Source organism: Edaphobacter flagellatus (genome assembly GCF_025264665.1).
GTDB classification, from domain to species: Bacteria; Acidobacteriota; Terriglobia; order Terriglobales; family Acidobacteriaceae; genus Edaphobacter; species Edaphobacter flagellatus.
Map to the genome: position 1 here is coordinate 3,730,763 of NZ_CP073697.1, position 17,530 is coordinate 3,748,292.

General features: G+C 54.7%; 10 protein-coding genes. 8 read left to right on the plus strand and 2 right to left on the minus strand.

Features of this window, described 5'->3' with window-relative positions; all coding sequences use genetic code 11:
• The first annotated feature begins 76 nt into the window (after positions 1–76).
• From KFE13_RS15590 to KFE13_RS15615, 7 genes are all read left to right on the plus strand, one after another.
• Positions 77–2,377: a TonB-dependent receptor gene (locus KFE13_RS15590; RefSeq protein ID WP_260704107.1), complete on the plus strand. Its 2,301-nt coding sequence runs from the start codon at positions 77–79 to the stop codon at positions 2,375–2,377.
• Positions 2,378–2,503: 126 nt separating this feature from the next.
• The gene (locus tag KFE13_RS15595) at positions 2,504–6,379 is read left to right on the plus strand and encodes a cobaltochelatase subunit CobN (protein WP_260704113.1); all 3,876 of its coding nucleotides are present in this window, start codon (positions 2,504–2,506) and stop codon (positions 6,377–6,379) included.
• A 197-nt stretch (positions 6,380–6,576) separates the two neighbouring features.
• Positions 6,577–7,194: a cation transporter gene (locus KFE13_RS18715; protein WP_390891585.1), complete on the plus strand. Its 618-nt coding sequence runs from the start codon at positions 6,577–6,579 to the stop codon at positions 7,192–7,194.
• A gap of 710 nt (positions 7,195–7,904) precedes the next feature.
• Entirely contained in the window at positions 7,905–9,314 is a 1,410-nt protein-coding gene (locus KFE13_RS15600) for an amidohydrolase/deacetylase family metallohydrolase (RefSeq protein ID WP_260704114.1), read from the plus strand.
• 156 nt (positions 9,315–9,470) lie between these two features.
• Complete coding sequence (locus KFE13_RS15605; protein WP_260704116.1) at positions 9,471–9,899, plus strand: DUF3299 domain-containing protein; 429 nt, start codon at positions 9,471–9,473, stop codon at positions 9,897–9,899.
• Complete coding sequence (locus KFE13_RS15610; protein ID WP_260704118.1) at positions 9,877–10,635, plus strand: ABC transporter ATP-binding protein; 759 nt, start codon at positions 9,877–9,879, stop codon at positions 10,633–10,635. Before KFE13_RS15605 ends, KFE13_RS15610 begins: the two co-directional genes overlap by 23 nt.
• Positions 10,632–11,885 (plus strand): ABC transporter permease, encoded by a 1,254-nt coding sequence (locus KFE13_RS15615; protein WP_260704120.1) that lies wholly within the window; start codon positions 10,632–10,634, stop codon positions 11,883–11,885. The genes KFE13_RS15610 and KFE13_RS15615 overlap by 4 nt, the downstream gene beginning before the upstream one ends.
• Positions 11,886–12,161: 276 nt before the next feature.
• Here the strand turns inward: KFE13_RS15615 and KFE13_RS15620 are convergent, their stop codons facing one another.
• Both KFE13_RS15620 and KFE13_RS15625 read right to left on the minus strand, forming a co-directional pair.
• Positions 12,162–12,566, minus strand: coding sequence for a MerC domain-containing protein (locus tag KFE13_RS15620; protein WP_260704122.1), 405 nt, complete (start codon positions 12,564–12,566; stop codon positions 12,162–12,164).
• Between the two features lie 122 nt (positions 12,567–12,688).
• Positions 12,689–15,436: a TonB-dependent receptor gene (locus KFE13_RS15625; protein WP_260704124.1), complete on the minus strand. Its 2,748-nt coding sequence runs from the start codon at positions 15,434–15,436 to the stop codon at positions 12,689–12,691.
• A 961-nt stretch (positions 15,437–16,397) separates the two neighbouring features.
• On the opposite strand from KFE13_RS15625, the gene KFE13_RS15630 reads away from it, so the two are divergent.
• Positions 16,398–17,225, plus strand: coding sequence for a hypothetical protein (locus KFE13_RS15630; protein WP_260704126.1), 828 nt, complete (start codon positions 16,398–16,400; stop codon positions 17,223–17,225).
• Positions 17,226–17,530 lie beyond the last annotated feature (305 nt).

Consider the following 17,530-nt stretch of genomic DNA (forward strand, 5'->3'; position numbering starts at 1 on the left):
TCTGTCAGGCAGTAAATGATCGCATTCGTTCTGGCGATGGACTGATTTCTATTCTTCCAACCATAGAAGGGTCTACATGTCTCGTACGCATATTTTTGCGGGCGGCCGCCGCCTTGCATATCTATCCTTGTCTGTTTGCCTGTATCTCCTGCCGGTCTACGCGATAGCGCAAGCTGCTACGCAGGAGCAGAGTAACGATTCTGCAAAATCTACCTCCGTCACACCCATTCGAGAAGAGATCACTGTCACCGGCACGCGAACACCGATAGAGCTTGAAAGCTCTCCGGTATCCCAGGATCTCGTCTCCCGTCAGGAGATCGAGAGACGCGACATTCGTCTCATCGACAAAGCCCTGGAGCAGGTCCCAGGCGTTATCAGCCTGAGGGCGCGTGGAGCCTCTGACAACGATTTTGGACTGGGTTTGCGTGGCTTTGCTGGCCGTGGTGGCCAGGTCCGCACGCTGATTCTGCTTGATGACCAGCCCATCAACAACTCCTTCAATGGCTCGATCAATTGGGCGATCTTTTCGCCAAGCGACATCCAGCGTATTGAAGTTGCGCGCGGCCCGTTTTCGTCGCTCTATGGTGGTAATGCCATGGGCGGCGTCATCAACCTGATCAGCCGCAGACCCGACTCACGTCATGCCGATCTGTTTTATCAGTACGGCAGTCGAGCAACGGATAACTACAACGTTCATCTGACGGATCGCTACTTCGATCGACTCGGCGTGACCGCCGGCTACAGCCGCTATAAGACTGGAGGTTATTCGCCTCAGGGTGTCTTTGGCACGCTAAGCACGTCGAGTGCGGCAGCGATTGCTGTGAATGGAGTGCAGCAGTGGCTGACAACGACAGGAGGAAATCAGTATCAGATCGGAGCGCGAGGCGCCCAATGGTTCAAGAGCGAAGATCTGCGCCTTCGATTTGAGTACACGTTCAGCCCCAAGGTCTTTGCCTATGTGCAAATGCTGCATATGCACCGAGGAGACGGTTACGGTCCCTACCGAAATGATCTAGTGAGCTCAGCCGGAGCCGCAGTACCCAGCGGCCCTGTCAGTTTTGTCGACAACTCTGGCACTACACGCAAACTGAGCTTCACGCCGTCGACGTTTCTGGGAGGTCCTTCCGGCGCTACCACAAACTACTACCATACTCAAGTTACCGGCGAGCTGACGCCTCACTGGACGTTGCGCATCACCAGCGGCCTCAACATCAATCCAACCTTTTGGTATGTCACACCGGGGGCCGCCGCCACTTTGTCGGCTGGTGCAGGTACGTCGGCGAAACAGTTCGGCCAGTCGCTCTACGGCAACATCCTTGCGACCCACACGACCAACTGGGGAACACTTCTCTTTGGTACAGAGACCCGAGCGGACCGAGCCTCATCGGTGACTCGCAATATGACCAACTGGCTCAGCCGCGACACGATGACCAATGTCACTCTGAACGCAGCAGGCAAGACGATTGATCAATCAGCTTATATGCAGTACCAGAGCAACCTCGGCGATCGGTTGAATCTTATCGCAGGCGGACGGTTCGATTTTTGGAAGACCTATGACGGAAGCAATCTCGCGAGTGCAACAGCCCCGGTATTGACATACGGTGATCGCTCGCAGCATGCGCTAACAGGCAAAGTCGCGATGAACTATCGGCTACCGGGACATTGGCATCTGCGTGCCAGCGTCGGTAACGCGTTTCGTGGCCCATCCGTCTACGAGCTTTATTACAACTTCGTCATCACGACCACGAAATACATTGCCAACCCTGATGAAAAACCCGAACGCCTGTTGGCGTATGAGGCAGGTGTACAGCACACCTTCAAGGACAAGTACTCCATTGAAGCGACGGGATACACCAACCGCGTGTCGGATCTGATCTATCGCACTACCGACTACGCACTCGATCCAACAGGGAATACCAGGGTTCTCACAAACGCGGGCAAAAGCCGGACCTGGGGGGTGGAGCTGTCATCGCGCGAACGCGTGCTGCCGTGGCTGGAGTTACGTCAGGGCTATACCTATACCAACTCCATCATCCTCGATAACCCAAGCCTTCCCGCGACCGTAGGTAAGAGGCTGCCCTATGTGCCTGCGCACATGCTGACTTATCAAGCCAATCTGACTCCAAAGCGTTTTTCGATCAACTGGACAGGCCGCTATATCAGTCCGGTCTATTCGACCGATACCAACACGGATACGATTCGCCGCGTGCCAGGAAGCTATGACCTCTTCTTTGAGATGGATGGCACCGTGAGCTATCGCGCTACCAAGAACGTCTCGTTCGTGGCGAACGCCGACAACATGCTCGATCGTCGCTACTTCCTTTACTACAACAGCCTCGGCCGCTCTGTCTTTGGTGGCGTGCGACTGCACTTCTAGGGGATGCATATGAAGAGATATATCGTTTTATTGGTATCGCTATTAGTCCCCGTGTTAGGCCATGCTCAGGGCACTAAGCCAAATGTGGTTATTGTGCTGCACAGCTCGCAAACCATACCTGCAGCAATGCAAAGGTTCAAGACCTTCGTCGGCACTGAAGCCTGCGATTGCTCCATTCTGGAAGAGAACCAACTCACTCCGCAACGGCTGAAACAGGCTCGTGCCATCTTTATGCAGCACCCTTCACAAGAGACGCTGGAACGTTTGAAGTCCGCCGGACTTGAAGCGTTGAAGAACGGAACCCAGATCGCTACAGACGTCCCGGAGTTTATCGTTCGCAACTGGGGAGTTGATCCGAGTGCTAGGTTAGTCGGTCGACTTATGCCCTATTGGTCCTACGGTGGCGAAGACAATATGCTCAGTTTCCTGCTGGTGTTGTACCAGGCAGCGGGAGGCGATCTGAAGCAACCGATCCCGGCTCCCATCAAAATAGCAAACAAAGGTATCTATCATCCCGATGCACCAAAGCTCTTCGGAACGATGAGTGAGTACCTTGCCTGGTATCGAAAAACAAAACCAAACCAGGGAGCCATGGTTACAGTCAACTTCTTCTACACCTACCTGAAGGACAAAGATACGGCTGTAGTCGATGCGCTCATTCGTGAGTTGGAGAGGCAAGGACTAGCCGCAGCTGGAATTGTGGGATCGCCACACTCCAGCCTGGCGTCCGCCTTCGATCAGCCTGCCAACGATCCGATCCGGGTCATGATGATGTTTACTCTGGCCCTTGCCAAACCGGACGATCTACATCTGCTGGAAAAGCAGAACATCCACGTAATAGACCTGATGCTAAGTCACCAGACACGTGTGGAGTGGGCGGCAGCGGACCGTGGCGTGACTCCCGATCGCATCACGCCTATGCTGTCGTCACCAGAAGCCTACGGAGCAACCGAACCGATTCTCGTGGGAACAACGGAGGGCGGAAGCAAGGGAGTTCCATCGCATCTTGAACCGATTCCGGAACGCGTGCACGCAGCCGCGATGCGGGCTAAGCGCTGGGTTGCTCTGGCGGAAAAGCAGAACGCTCAAAAGAAGCTGGCAATCATTTACTTCAACAACCCCCCGGGAAAAGGCAATATCGGCGCGAGCTATCTGAATCTTGCGCCTAGCATCCGAGCCGTTCTGCAGACTCTGCACGAAGCGGGTTACAGCACAGGGGATCATCTTCCAACCACAGACGAAATCCTGGATCAGCTTGCGACCGTGGGCCACAACACGGAGAACTGGGAGCCGGGCGAACTTGATCAGATGGCTCGGACAGGCCGAGTCGTGCTTGTGCCTATGGATGAGTACGAGCACTGGTTCGCGGATTTGCCGAAGCAGTTCCGCGACCAGGTTGTTGAGCGCTGGGGTAGCCCGCGCGATGCCAAACTCATGGTGTGGACCGCACGTGATGGTAAGAAGTCCTTCGTGATTCCAGGAGTAAAACTGGGCAATGTCTTTCTCGGTCCACAGCTCCTGCGTGCTTCCGCCGACCAATATACCTCTGTGCAACACAGCGCCACACTTCCGCCGCACCACGGCTACATCGCGTCGTTTCTTTATTACCGCAAGGTGCTCGGGGCCGACGCGATGATCCAAATGGGGCGACATGGAACGCTCGAATGGCTGCCGGGTAAGAACGCCGGTCAAGCCGGGTGGGACACAGCAGAGGTATTACTGGGAGATCTGCCGAATATCAACTATTACATTATGGATGGTGATGCTGAGGCGATTCAGGCACGGCGCCGAGGCGCGGCAGTGCTTATCTCGCATCTAACACCGATGCTCGTTCGAGCTGGAGGCGAAGAACGTTTCGCTGCACTTAACGAAGCGCTCAACAGATGGCAGGAATCGCATGAAACCGCACCGGCACTCGCAGGCGAATATGCGAAGACAGCACTCGCGGAGATGGACCGACTCGGATTGATCAAACAGTTGTCGATCGATACGTCCAAAGCCGATGAAGCAATGGAGAAGGGGATCGCTTTTCTCGACAGCGTTGAGGAGTCGCCGCTACCTCTTGGACTACCGACACTCGGACAGATGCCATCGGAGGACCGCATGCGCGCAGGCCTGAAGACCTTTCTTGCAAATGGCTTTCTCCAGGATGAGATGAACTCCGTGAAGCCTCATCTCGATACCTGGACGGAGGCGATCTTTAGCGGTCAATCCATTACGGTTCCAACGGATCTTTCCGCGAAGGTTCGTGAAAAGTCGGAGCGCAGCATCGGCGAAGCCCGTCAGTGGATCGCGAATCTTCGCATCTCGCCTGAACGCGAGTTAAACGAACTACCGAAGATCCTCCAAGCCGAATTTCTCGCGAGCGGTCCTGTTGGCGATCCTCTAAACAATCCTGACTCTCTGCCAACTGGACGCAATCTGAACCAGGGAGATCCGAATCTTCTTCCCACACGCGCTGCATGGGAGCTCGGCAAGCGCATGGGAGACGAGTTGATGGCGCAATACAAAAAACAGCACGGCGCCTTTCCCGATCACATCTCGATGGTGCTGTGGCAAGGCGAGTCCGGGCGAAACCAGGGAGCCATGGAAGCAGAAGCCATGTACCTGATGGGTGTGCGCCCGGAATGGAACAATCGCAATGCGGTCGATCGCCTCTCGCTGGTTCCTGACAGCGAGATGAAGTATCCGCGTGTGAACGTCCTGTTCACCGCAAGCGGCCTTTATCGCGATGGCATGGCCGAGAAGATCATCATGCTTGATCGAGCCGCGCGCATGGCCGCTGCGGCAGGAGAGAATGCATTATCTCGCCAGAACCGCGACACCATCAGGGCACTCGTCACTTCGGGTATGAAGGAAGAAGACGCGGCCGAGATTGCAGGCGGCCGCGTTTTCGCGGAAGCTCCCGGCAGCTACGGCACAGGCTTGTCAAACTTTGTCGAGCAATCGCGCGATGTCGACGAACACCAGACTATGGCTGAACTTTACATGGCCAAAGTCAACTATGTTTACACCGAGAAGACGTGGGGCAAGACTGTGCCCAAGCTACTGCAGCATCAGCTCAAAGGGAACGAGATAGTCATGCACAGTCGCTCGTCGAATCTGTATGGTGCCGTCGACAACGACGATGTCTATCAGGCGATGGGTGGCCTCCGCCTCGCTTCGGAGGCGGCGGGAGCAAAGCCCGATCTAGTCGTCAATAATCTGCGTCACGCGGGTCATGAGAAAGTAGAGAACGCCCGCGACTTCATCGCCACCGAACTCAACGCAAGAAACTGGAATCCACAATGGATTCGCGAGATGCAAAAGGAAGGATATGCAGGCGCTCGCGAGATGATGCGCGCAAATGAGTATCTCTATGGGTGGAAGGCCACAGCACCCGAAACTGTAGCACCTGAAGTGTGGAAGAAAATGTATGACGTCTATGTAAACGATGAATACAACCTTGGCCTGAAACAGTTCATGGAAAGGGTCAATCCGGCAGCGCGCCAAGCTATGCTTGGACGCCTCCTCGAGGTTGATCGGCAAGGAACCTATAAATTCACCAATGCGCAACGGAAGCAGATGGTGGAAGAGTATGCCCGAAACGTCGCTCGCAATGGATTAGCCTGCACGGCAAATACTTGTGGTAATCAGACATTCAAAACAGATATCGCGAAACAGGTGCAAAGATTAGCGAAGGAACAGCAGAATCCGATCTTAAGTAAGCAGTTTGCACGAGCCGAGCTGAAGGTGACCAAAACGCCGCCGAAACCGCCTGCAGCAATGCCTGCTCCAGACAGATTGTCGCCCCGTTCGAATTCACTACCGGCTTCGCTGAACGGCTACAGGGTTACTTACGTCAAAACAGTGAATCTGATCGACAGCTCGCGAAAGTTTATCGAAGAGCATTTCATCGGCTTCCTGCTTCTCTGGTTTGGCTCCGTCGGTCTCGGCACGATTGCCGGCCTGATTCGCTGGAAGTGGAGCAGGATGCGACTACTTTCTCTCATCCCGCGGTGATTCAGCACCGGGACGGGCTGTTTCGGTGAACCCATTGGAGACCCAATCGAGAAATCGGCATTGGGAACAACTTGATTGAGTTCATCGGTGCTGGTGCTTTGCACACCGATCTACCGTTGTGGGCTACCGCAAGCCTGCGTGAACTGTGCTATGTCAAATGGGATGGGGGGAGGGTGTCTGGAATGGGAACCACTACAATGAGTTCAGTTGATCGGGTGTTGGTGGCGCGGAGGGGCCGTCAGTTGGAGTTACTGACGATTCTTTGGGGTACGTGTGAAGCGGGCGTCGCAATCGTGGCAGCCATCCGCGGACACAGCATCTCTCTGACGGGATTTGGAATTGACAGCGTCATCGAGGTCGTCTCCGCTTCGGTTCTTATGTGGCGTATGTCACAGGAGTTGGACTCCCGAAAGCGGCATCACGCCGAGTACGTGAGCCAGTGTGTCGCCGGGACATGTCTGGTTTTGCTAGGGGTGTATATCTTGATGGAGTCTTTGTGGTCACTCGCCCACCATTCGTCATCTCAGCCAACTAAGTTGGGCATCGCGGTGACCTCCGCGGCATTAGTTGGCATGCCCATGTTAGCTCGAGCAAAGAAGAGGGTCGGCAGAACACTGAATAGCAATGCCATGATGTCGGACGCACGCCAAACCGACTTCTGCTCGTACCAGGCGGCCATCGTGTTATTAGGTCTCTCGGTTCAAGCAGTCTTTGGTTGGGCATGGGCAGACAGTATCGCAGGACTTTTCTTGGTGCCGATCATCCTCCATGCAGCGATCCTCTCGTTTCAGGGAAAGAATTGCTGCAACCATTAGAGACCTCCGGATCTGCATAGTAATGCAAAATCTGCCTATCGAGGGTCGATTCACGTCAGAGAAGCTGGCGCTGTAGTCTTAGAACGTCAACAGATGCCAAACCTTGTGTTGTGGCCGCACATGTCTGATTGATTTTCGTCCCGTAATCCAATGGAGTCTTCGTGCAAACGAGGAGACAGACGCAATAAGAAGTGACCGAAGGAGTGTCTATTGACTCAGCCAAATGGAGCGACAATAATCACAGCCAGATGAATGATTTAACCAGGACATCGATGCAATGGCGAACCCTAATTGCGGTTCTTGTCGTTGTGTTATGCATCGTATTGGCCGGTACGGCAGCAGCGAGCCACATTCATCGCTCATCCTCGATCGAACAGCATTGCGGATTTTGCGATCTATCCGCAGACTTTCTGGCGCTGGTGATCTTCATTTCGTTCTGCGCCGTCCCTGCTGCCTCCAGCAGGTTTCATGATCACGGATCGCATGATGTCTACGAGCATCGAATTTTGTGGACTTCCTCCATCAGGCCTCCGCCCGTTCTCTGATCGGTTCCCAACGGATGCTGATTTCAGTCTCATATGACTTGCGATCTCCAAGCCTGTTTGGTCACAGAGTAGAGACGCAAGCCAGGTGATATTAATGGCTCTTTCCTACAAGGGCGCCGCTGCTATCTCTGCTGACGTCCAATGAAAGCGGATTCTGAGGTACTCATGGCAAACACAAATCGATGCCGCGCCATTCTCTGCGTATTTCTTGCTTTACCATGCCTCGTTGCCGGCCAGGAGGGACGTCGCGGACAGCCCCTTCCTCCAAATCCACTGCCATACGATCTCTTAATCAAGGGTGGTCATCTTGTCGACGACAAGAACAAGATCGATGCCGTGCGTGATCTGGGCATCAAGGATGGTAAGGTCGCGGCGGTCGCGGAGCACCTTGATTCAAACGATGCACTCAAAACGATCGATGTCACGGGGCTCTATGTTACGCCAGGGCTCATCGATATCCATACTCATGTCTACGCGGGAACGGGGGAGCGCGGTTCTTATGCCGGTGATCTTTCCGTATATCCGGATGGCTTCACTTTGCGCAACGGTGTTACGACCATTGTCGATGCGGGAAGTTCAGGCTGGCGAAACTTTGACGACTTCAAGGCCAAGGTTATCGATCGATCCAAGACCCGGGTTCTTGCAGAATTGAATATCGTCGGAGCAGGGATGCGTGGCTCGAAATATGAGGACAACCTCGATGATATGGACGGACAGCTCACTGGGGAAAAAGCTAAGCAATTTCCCGGTGTCATCGTGGGGGTAAAGAGCGCCCACTTTACCGGTCCGGAATGGAAGCCTTACGATCAAGCCGTAATCGCCGGTAACCTTGCCAACATTCCGGTGATGATTGACTACGGCGCCCGCCGCATCGAACGTCCACTGTTGGAACTGGTTTCCACACACCTTCGGCCCGGCGACATCTACACACACTGTTTTTCCGGTCTCCGGGGCGAACAGGATCCGCAGACAGGCCTCGCCTCGCAGGCGCTTCTCACTATGAAAAAGCGGGGCATCTACTGTGACGTTGGTCATGGTGGCGGCTCATTCGCGTGGACAGTGGCGGCACCTATCGTCAGGAGCGGCTATCTGCCGGACTCCATCTCCACCGATCTTCACGTTGGCTCGATGAACAACGGTATGAAAGACCTCTTAAACGTAGCCGATAAGTTGATGGCGCTCGGTGAGACAATGCCGGAGGTCATTGCGCAGATGACCTCGCATCCCGCGCACGAGATCAAGCAAGAACAACTCGGCAATCTGTCTGTCGGCTCGGTGGCTGACGTGGCGGTGCTTTCCGTGGAATCGGGAAGATTCGGTTTCGTCGATATGTACAACACGAAGATGATGGGGACGAAGAAGCTTGTCTGCGAACTAACCCTTCGCAGTGGCAAAGTCGTCTACGACCTGAACGGTATTTCGGCGGATATGTGGGACGCCACGGAGCACTCGGCGGATGACCGCCAGTCATCGCGCTGGACAACGTTCAACGAGCGACCCTTCGGCGCAACTCATGGACAGCGGTTTCCGCCGTCAACACCGGTTGGGCAGCCAGTACCATCGCCCAGAAAATAGATCCAGAAAGCCCTACGGCGACAGATGAATGGCAGAATTGCATTCGCCTTTGGGCCAGTCAATGTTCCAAGTGTCATGTATGACTAAGATGTGAACTCGTCGGAAGTGAGGAGTCATCATGTCAACAGACTCAGGAAGCACGGTTAGGAGGAAACGTTGAAAAGAATCGCTCGCATCCTCGCTACTGTTCTCTTAGCCGATCTGCTTCTGGCTGCCCCGCCCGGGGCAGTTACAGTCGGCTGGTCTACTCTCAAGACGCTCACTTCCGCGCAAACAAGCTCTCCTGCGCGGGCCTTGGATAACAAACTGGTCTCCGTCCCCGGTTTCATGGTTCCACTCGAGGATGATGCAGATCAGGTGACAGAGTTCATCCTGGTCCCCTTTGCAGGTGCCTGTATCCATGTTCCGCCCCCACCCCCGAATCAGATGATCTACGTCAAACTGCAACACAACAAGAAGACGAAGATGTCATTCACCGAGCCGATCTCCGTCACGGGCAGACTTCATGTCACCACGGTCGACAGCCCGTATGGCGACATCTCATTTTCTATGGATGGCGAGAGTGTCGGCCCCTACACCGAATAGCGAAGACATGACGACCACGCCAGCCATCTCCTTGGAGAACGTCCAATTTGCATATAAGCCCAAGGAGCCCATTCTGCGCATCGATCAACTGAGGATCGCACGCGGTCGACACGTATTCTTGCATGGTCCTTCTGGCAGCGGAAAGACCACGCTGCTCTCGCTCATCTCCGGAGTTCTTGTTCCGCAAAAAGGAAGCATTACGGTCCTGGGACAGGATCTTACGCAGCTATCCGGTTCCGCGCGAGACAAGCTGCGCGGTTCGCAGATGGGGTATATCTTCCAGGGTTTCAATCTCCTTCCGTACCTCACGGTGGCGGAAAATATTGCTCTGCCTTGCTATCTGCACGCTGCGCGCCGTGGACGCATTACCGCGCCGAGCGTGTCGGAAGAGGTCGTCCGACTCGCCTACTATCTAGATATTCATCATCAGCTCCAGGAGCCGGTCGCCCATTTGTCCACTGGAGAACAACAGCGTGTGGCGATTGCCCGCGCCGTCATCGGTGCGCCTGCGCTCGTGATTGCCGATGAACCCACCTCTTCGCTCGACCCTGACCGTCGCGATGCCTTCCTCGCGCTTCTTATGGAGATGATTGGCGCGGCCCGAAAACATAACGATGTCGGAACGACGCTTTTGTTTGTATCGCACGATCCGGCTCTCCGTGCACACTTCGACGAGGCGTTGTCACTCGCAACAATAACCGGGAGAGAAAGAATGGAAGAGGCGCCAACCGTATGACTCCGCTTCATATAGCCGTCAAATCCTTGTGTGCTCGCAAGCTCAGTACCATTCTTGCGATCTTCTCTATCGCGTTGTCGGTCATGCTTCTGGTTGGTGTCGACCGTCTGAGAGAGGCCACACAGCTTGGATTTTCCGGAACGCTCTCTCATACAGATCTCATCGTCGGCGCACGTGGTGGCGGTCTGCCTCTTCTGCTCTCCAGCATCTTCCACATCGGAAACGCCTCAAACAACGTCTCATGGGAATCGTACCAACACTTCGCACATCATCCTGCGGTCGCCTGGACCATCCCCATGTCAATGGGAGACTCGTATCACGGATACCGCGTTGTGGCGACGGATGATAACTTCTACGCACACTATCAATATCGCGGGGATAAATCTCTACATTTCGTAGAGGGGCATCGCCCAGGCGGGATCTTCGATATCGTTCTGGGCGCGGACGTCAGCCGACGTCTTCGCATTCCGATAGGACAACGGATTGTAGTCGCACACGGCATCGAGGAAAGATCGATATTCAATCACCGCACGACTCCTTTCACCGTAGTCGGCATCCTTGCGTCAACCGGGACGCCCGTCGATCGCGCCGTTTACATTCCGTTGCTTGGAGAGGAGGCCATGCACTTCGGCTGGACTGGCGGTACGCCGCCAGCCATTGGCGAAGATGTGCCGCCACTCGATCCTTACAAGCTCAAAGTCGACACGATTACCTGCTTTCTGGTTGGTCTGCACTCCCGAGTAAGCACTCTCTATCTGCAGCGGGAGATAAACAACTATAAAGGTGAACCGCTCACCGCTATTATTCCGGCTTACACGCTGCAGGAACTTTGGGGTCTCTTCGATTACGCAGACACAGCGCTCTCGCTCGTCTCCGGAGCCGTCCTTGTTGTCGGTCTACTCGCCATGCTCATCGCACTTTACACGAGCCTCAACGAGCGTCGTCGCGAGATCGCCATCCTAAGGGCGGTTGGTTTGCCGATGCGTCAAATCTTTGCGCTCTTCATCCTCGAATCCACACTGATCGCAGCTGCTGGCACAGCTTTTGGCATAGCCGCGGTTTACCTCTTGCTTCTTGGTTTGCACAGTTGCATCGAGAGCCGCCTAGGCCTGCCAATCGCATTTGTCGGTCTATCCACTCGGGTGGAAGTCTATGCTCTTTGTGCCATCTTGTGCGGCGCTCTGCTCGGTATAGTCCCCGCATGTCGTGCCTATCGCAACTCGCTGATCGATGGGCTAAATGCACCTTAAATTCGTCCCGTAAAGTTAGAGTCAACGCCTCTGTTCCCGCGGAGGCTCTGGCAACTAATCGGTATACAGATACCCCAGCCATCCTCCGGCCACAGCAGACAGTAGAATTAAAAGCGCCAAAAGCACAGCAAACCACTTATCCAAAACCGTCCATCGAATCCGCTTGATCCGCTTGCGGGTACCCTTGAATCTCCGGTTTTGTGACGAGAAGTTCATGTTCTTCACGCTCAGGCAAAGCGGGTCGGTCGGCCCATATCGTTTCCTACACGGTGATCCTTAGGTGCATCTTTTGCAGTTCCGGCAAAACGTATGATTCTTGTGGTGAGCAAAGATCATGCAGCAACTTCCTAAAAGCGTGATGGCAACCTCGCATGCGTGCGAAGGCAGGCGATCTCCGAAGTAGGCGGCACTGCAAACGAAGGTCATCCCCAACCCAAGCAGTCCAAGAACGAGCCTTCTCTTATGTCTGCGGTATCCAAGTCCAAGAACGATGGCTCCAAGTGACACGACGAGGACGGCGAGAAAACGGTGGGTGTTCTCGTCGGAAGGAACAAAGTGTGAAGAGACGCTCGAAAGAGAAAGCAGCACAGGTGCTGCGATGCAATGGACGAAGCATGCAGCTGATGCGACTATTCCCACGCGATCTATATTCTCTATCCAGAGCTCTTGAATTTCAGACATACCTGGAGTCCTGATTGCATTGCGCAAGGGTTCGTCATCTCTCGAAGTTGTGGCTGACGGAAAAAGGAAGGGAAGCGCACTGCCGCACGGTGTGCGGCCGCACGCTTCCCCTTAGCGGGACATTAGAAGTGGAAGCCTAGTTCCGCAGTTAACGCTCGCGGCGTAACGTAATGCGTTCCGCTGAACGTCGAGAGGAAGTTGTACAGGGCGTATTTGTTGGTGATGTTGACGCCCGTCAACCGCAAACTCCACTTGTGTTTATCAGTGTTGAAGAGGTTGTCCTCTCCCACGGAAACATCGAAGAGGCTTCGCGCTTGGATACGCGGAGGACTCTTGTCATCGTTTTCCGTTCCCGGCGCCGGAATGGCAACCAATTTGGACGTGAGCTGAGATGCCAGACACTGGCCGAGACCGGCAGTGGGAGTAGCCCTGACTCCGTTACACGTGAGGCCCGCCTGGAACTGTTGATCCGGCGTGAGGCCACTCAGATCGATGCCGGGTTGTCCGTTGATGGTGATGGATGGGCCGCCGTTGTCGGGATTGCAGCGGCTGTTCGGATCGGTGACGTTGTAGCAGGGCACGGACCCGGCGGTGAGTCCGCTGTCGAACCTCCAATTGAACCCAATCCACGGACCATGCTTCCCAGGCATCTGATACTGCACGTGCGTTGTCTGATTAAATCTCTCGTCGTGATCGATACGGAAAGGGTATCCACCGTTTCCAACTGTCGCTCCTGCCCCGGCGATCTGCGGTGGGAAGAAACGAGCCGCAACCGACGACATGACCACAAACGCGGAGATATGGTGGAAGTTAGGAACATCCGCCCGTAGGGCGAAGCCGGGGATCTTCGAGTTGTGCCAGTTAATCGGAAACGTGATGGGAGTGTTTCCGAGCACACTGAAATCGAAGGCGTTGTGTGTGTACTTCCAGATGTAATCACCGCTCAAAACCAGGTTCTTGCCGATCGCCTGCTGGAGTCCAGCATGAAATTCATTGCGGAAACCCGGGGTGAGCGTCGTTGAGACACCAGGAGTGCAGGCGAGAAGCGGGGAGAGAACGTTGTTTCCGCAGCCCTCGCTCGAAAGCACGAGGTTTTCGTTGAAAGGACTCTCGAGCGTGCGAGCATACGAGAGACGCAGTACAGTTCCGGTCTGTTTGATGGTGTACGCAACTCCCAGCCTTGGCTGAGCCTGACGGGCGACCGCCAGGCCGTTGTAGAGGTCGCCGCGAATGCCAACGTTGAACAGCCAGTTTCCGGTCTTGATCTGATCCTGAACGTAGAGCGCGAGTTCCTTGACATCAGTGTGGCCAAAATACCTATAAAGCGTCCCTCCTCGCGTAAGGTCGTAGGGCCCAAGATCCGGGTTGTAGGTTCCACCCACGGAAGGATCGTTGGATACGAAGCCCGCTCCTGCGCATTGAGAGGGGTCCGTAAATCCAGGCAGGGATGCGCCAGTGGTGTCAACGCATGGAGAGTTGAACGCCGAGTCGACGATGCCCAGATTGTCGTGTTCGCGCAGGAACGTGTGTTGATACACAGCTCCCATTTTTAGATTATGAATTCCCTTGACATAGGAGTAATCCGTCCGTAAGCCAGCGTTCGTGAGCGAACGGTCCTGCGAGATGGACTGACCCTGAATTGGCCCCAAATCTGCAAGAGGGTTGTTGCTGGGGTAATAGTTGTATGCATCGCGCCGAACGTAGCCGCCGAAATTGAAGACTGAGTTGGCTCCGACGATATGGGTGTAGGTCGGAGCGATGTTGTAAGTGACAATCTTGGACCGCTGATCTGCATTACCAACGTTGCCGAAGACGGGGTCGCTGGTAGTTCCCCCGCTCACTATATTCATGACGTTCAGATTGTCGTAGGCACTCGGCGTTTGAAACCACGAGCGGCTTACTCCAAGATTGAGGTGAATAGAGTCTTTGGACGAAAGTTGACGGTCAATACGATCAAAGACATTGAACTCATTTCCCTTGTCATGGAAGACGGCGTACTCCGGCGGATCGAGAAAGCGTCCCGTATTGAGTCCGTCAACTTCGATGAAATTTCCCCAGTTCTTTCCGCCATAGCTCAAATCAACCGAACCAGTAGCTGAACCGAAGGTTCCATACGACGCCGTAATGGCTCCCGTGGGCGTGGTCACGCCTTGGCCGGATCGCGTCGTAACCTGAATGACGAGGCTGGTCTTGCCGCCAAACTCTGCGGGGGGCGCCCCCGAAATTACTTCGAGAGACTGGACCGAATTGGAGGGTATCTGATTCGAGAAGACTTTGCTCTGTTGATCAGTGATCGGCTGGCCGTCGATGGAGAAGGAGTTCGAAGCATGGTCACCTAGGCCATGAAACAGTCCGTTTGAGTCGGCGGCGACGCCGGGAGATGCCAGTGTCACGAGCGAACTGAGAGAGGATGACTGGCTTTCAAGTGGTAGCTTCTGGAAGAGGCCGCGGTCGACGTCGGTGTGAAAGGTGGAGTCGTTTTCGATTAGATCTCCAGTCTCCACCGTGACAACAGTCGAAGCGGCGCCGACCTTGAGGCCGATCGTCAGGGTGATCGGGACAAACGACCGAACGTCCACATCCTGTGCATAGCTTGCAAACCCAGTCGACGAGACTTGCAGGTGATACGGATTAAGTGGGAGATTGGTGAACTGATAAGAGCCGGCGCGATCTGTCTGCGCCTCCCTCCTGTAACCGCTCACAACGTTTTGAATGGTGACTGTCGCGCCCGGTAACACTGCACCTGAAGCATCGGTAACAGTTCCATAGATTGCACCGGAGTTGCCAGCAGACTGAGCTGAAAGACTGGTTCCACTCAACGAAAAAACCATGAATAGCAACGCGAAACCGCGTCGAATTGACGTGTTCATACACTACCTCCCCAAAATTGTTGACCTAATCGAAACGCTATCTACGCGAGACGGTCGTTTGCAGGCGGGGGGCGTGTGAAGAGTGCGAACGGAGAGATCTTCTGAGAAGAAGGTGCGGATCGCAGGACGTAGACCGCAGCGAAAATCTGCACGATGAAGATGAACAGATAGATTGCCGCGGGTTGTACTACCGCATGAGCCGTTACGCAGAGAGCGCAATCGGGATGCGTGACATTTCCTTGATCGTGTGAGTGAGAAACGGATAACGTGCCACCAACGATGACCAAACCCAAGCAAAGGAGGCCGAGGAGGAATCTCCACGACACTCTTTGAGCGACGGGTGTCACTTTGGTGTACATTCCACCGACTATACTGCGACTTTTCCTAAATTGAAAGCCTATCGCGTTCCGGAGGGATACGGCTTTGGAAAAGGGAAGACATAGCTTCTACCGCCAAGCCTTCTCTGAGGAGAAGACGTGTACGAGACCCGAAACTCAAGTTTCGGGCCGCCGGTCGTGCTTGAAATGACACGAAAGAGTATTCTGGCGAGTGAATGACAGCGGTCGACGACACCAGGTCACAATATTCGGTTGTGCTGCTCATCGCTACTATAGCGATCATAAGCATCTTGTCGCCGCTCTGCGGCGTATGCGATGACACTAGAGTTGTTTCAGGTAGCTCCCATTCCGTCTGCCATCAGCTAAGAGCGATACCGCATTCTGCTCCATTCGATCAGTGCAACGGCGTGTGCAGTTGTTGCGGTTTCCAGTGGACTTCAACGTTGAGCCCCTGGACGAGACCTATCGCCTCGGTGCACGCCGTGCCCGCTCCTCAGCGGTGGCGGCCGATTGAGCGTTTGGCCGAGCCTCCGGTCGAACCGCCCCGCATCTAGTTCCCCGACACCGTGAGCTGACACGCGCTTTTTGTGCATGTGTCCAAGTGCCCACCCCCGGAGACATTTATGCGATTTTTCTTTGGCAGTGCCCTGCTGAGTGGGGCGACATTTCTCTATTCCTTCGCTGTTCTCGCGCAGTGCAATTCATCCCAATTGCCGCTTGCAAATCCTGGAAGGCCCACCGTCTCAACGCCGGCGACGCTGACGCCAGTGGGATATTTACAGTTTGAAAATGGTGGGCTCTACGCAAACGAGTCCCCGGAGTTCTCCAATAGGCTTGCCATTAATCAAGTCACGAAGCTTGCAATCACCTCACGCATCCAGCTGTTGGCGCTCTCGGAGCCGTTCACGCATAGCACGGGTGCTGAGGTAAGCGGAAATCGATCGGGCGAAGTCTTTGTTGGCCTACAGACTGTCCTAATCAAGGGTGAGGGATATCACCCCACCGTCTCTGTCAGCTACATTCGACGCCTTTATGAGAGTCTTGCTCCAGAGATCGACATAGGCACGTTTCGCCAAAGCGCATTTGTGTTAGTGAGTAACGACATCGGTGGATTTCATTTCGACCTCAACGGAATCGTGACAGAACAGGCCGAGGACAGAGTTCGCCGCGCACAATTTGGAGAAACCCTTTCGATCTCACATTCCATTGGACCATTCACGCTTTCGGGCGAACTATGGCACTTCTCTCAGCCTTTGACCAACGCAAATGCGGTTGGGAACCTGTGGGCTCTCTCCTATCCGATGAAGAGGAACCTCGTCTTCGACGCCGGATTCAATCATGGCCTCACGAGTACGTCGACTCATTGGGAGGGTTTTGCAGGCTTCACGTATGTCCTGCCACGTCGCCTTTGGAAGGCAAGAGAACAGCTGAGGGCTACTAAGGGCTTCTAAAAACCGTCCGCATTTCAGCTCTTTGTGAATATGAAGAGGAGGGCGGAAACCCCTACTACGACCCCGTGAAGGACTGAAGCTGGATTACTCCTCGTAAGGCTGTTTGTCGTCAGCGAGCGCCTTTTGGATATCTTGTCGACGACTGGCCGAATGACGCCCGATTCAATCAGGGACGTGATCTCGCTCGACTGCTGCCCCGGCGCGCATGAACCGGAATGAGAAGGGAACCCCAAGGGACTTGGCTTTCTTGCGAACTCCTCTGCTGAGCAGATCTATATGGCCAGCTTCAGGAAGAGGTTGAAGCC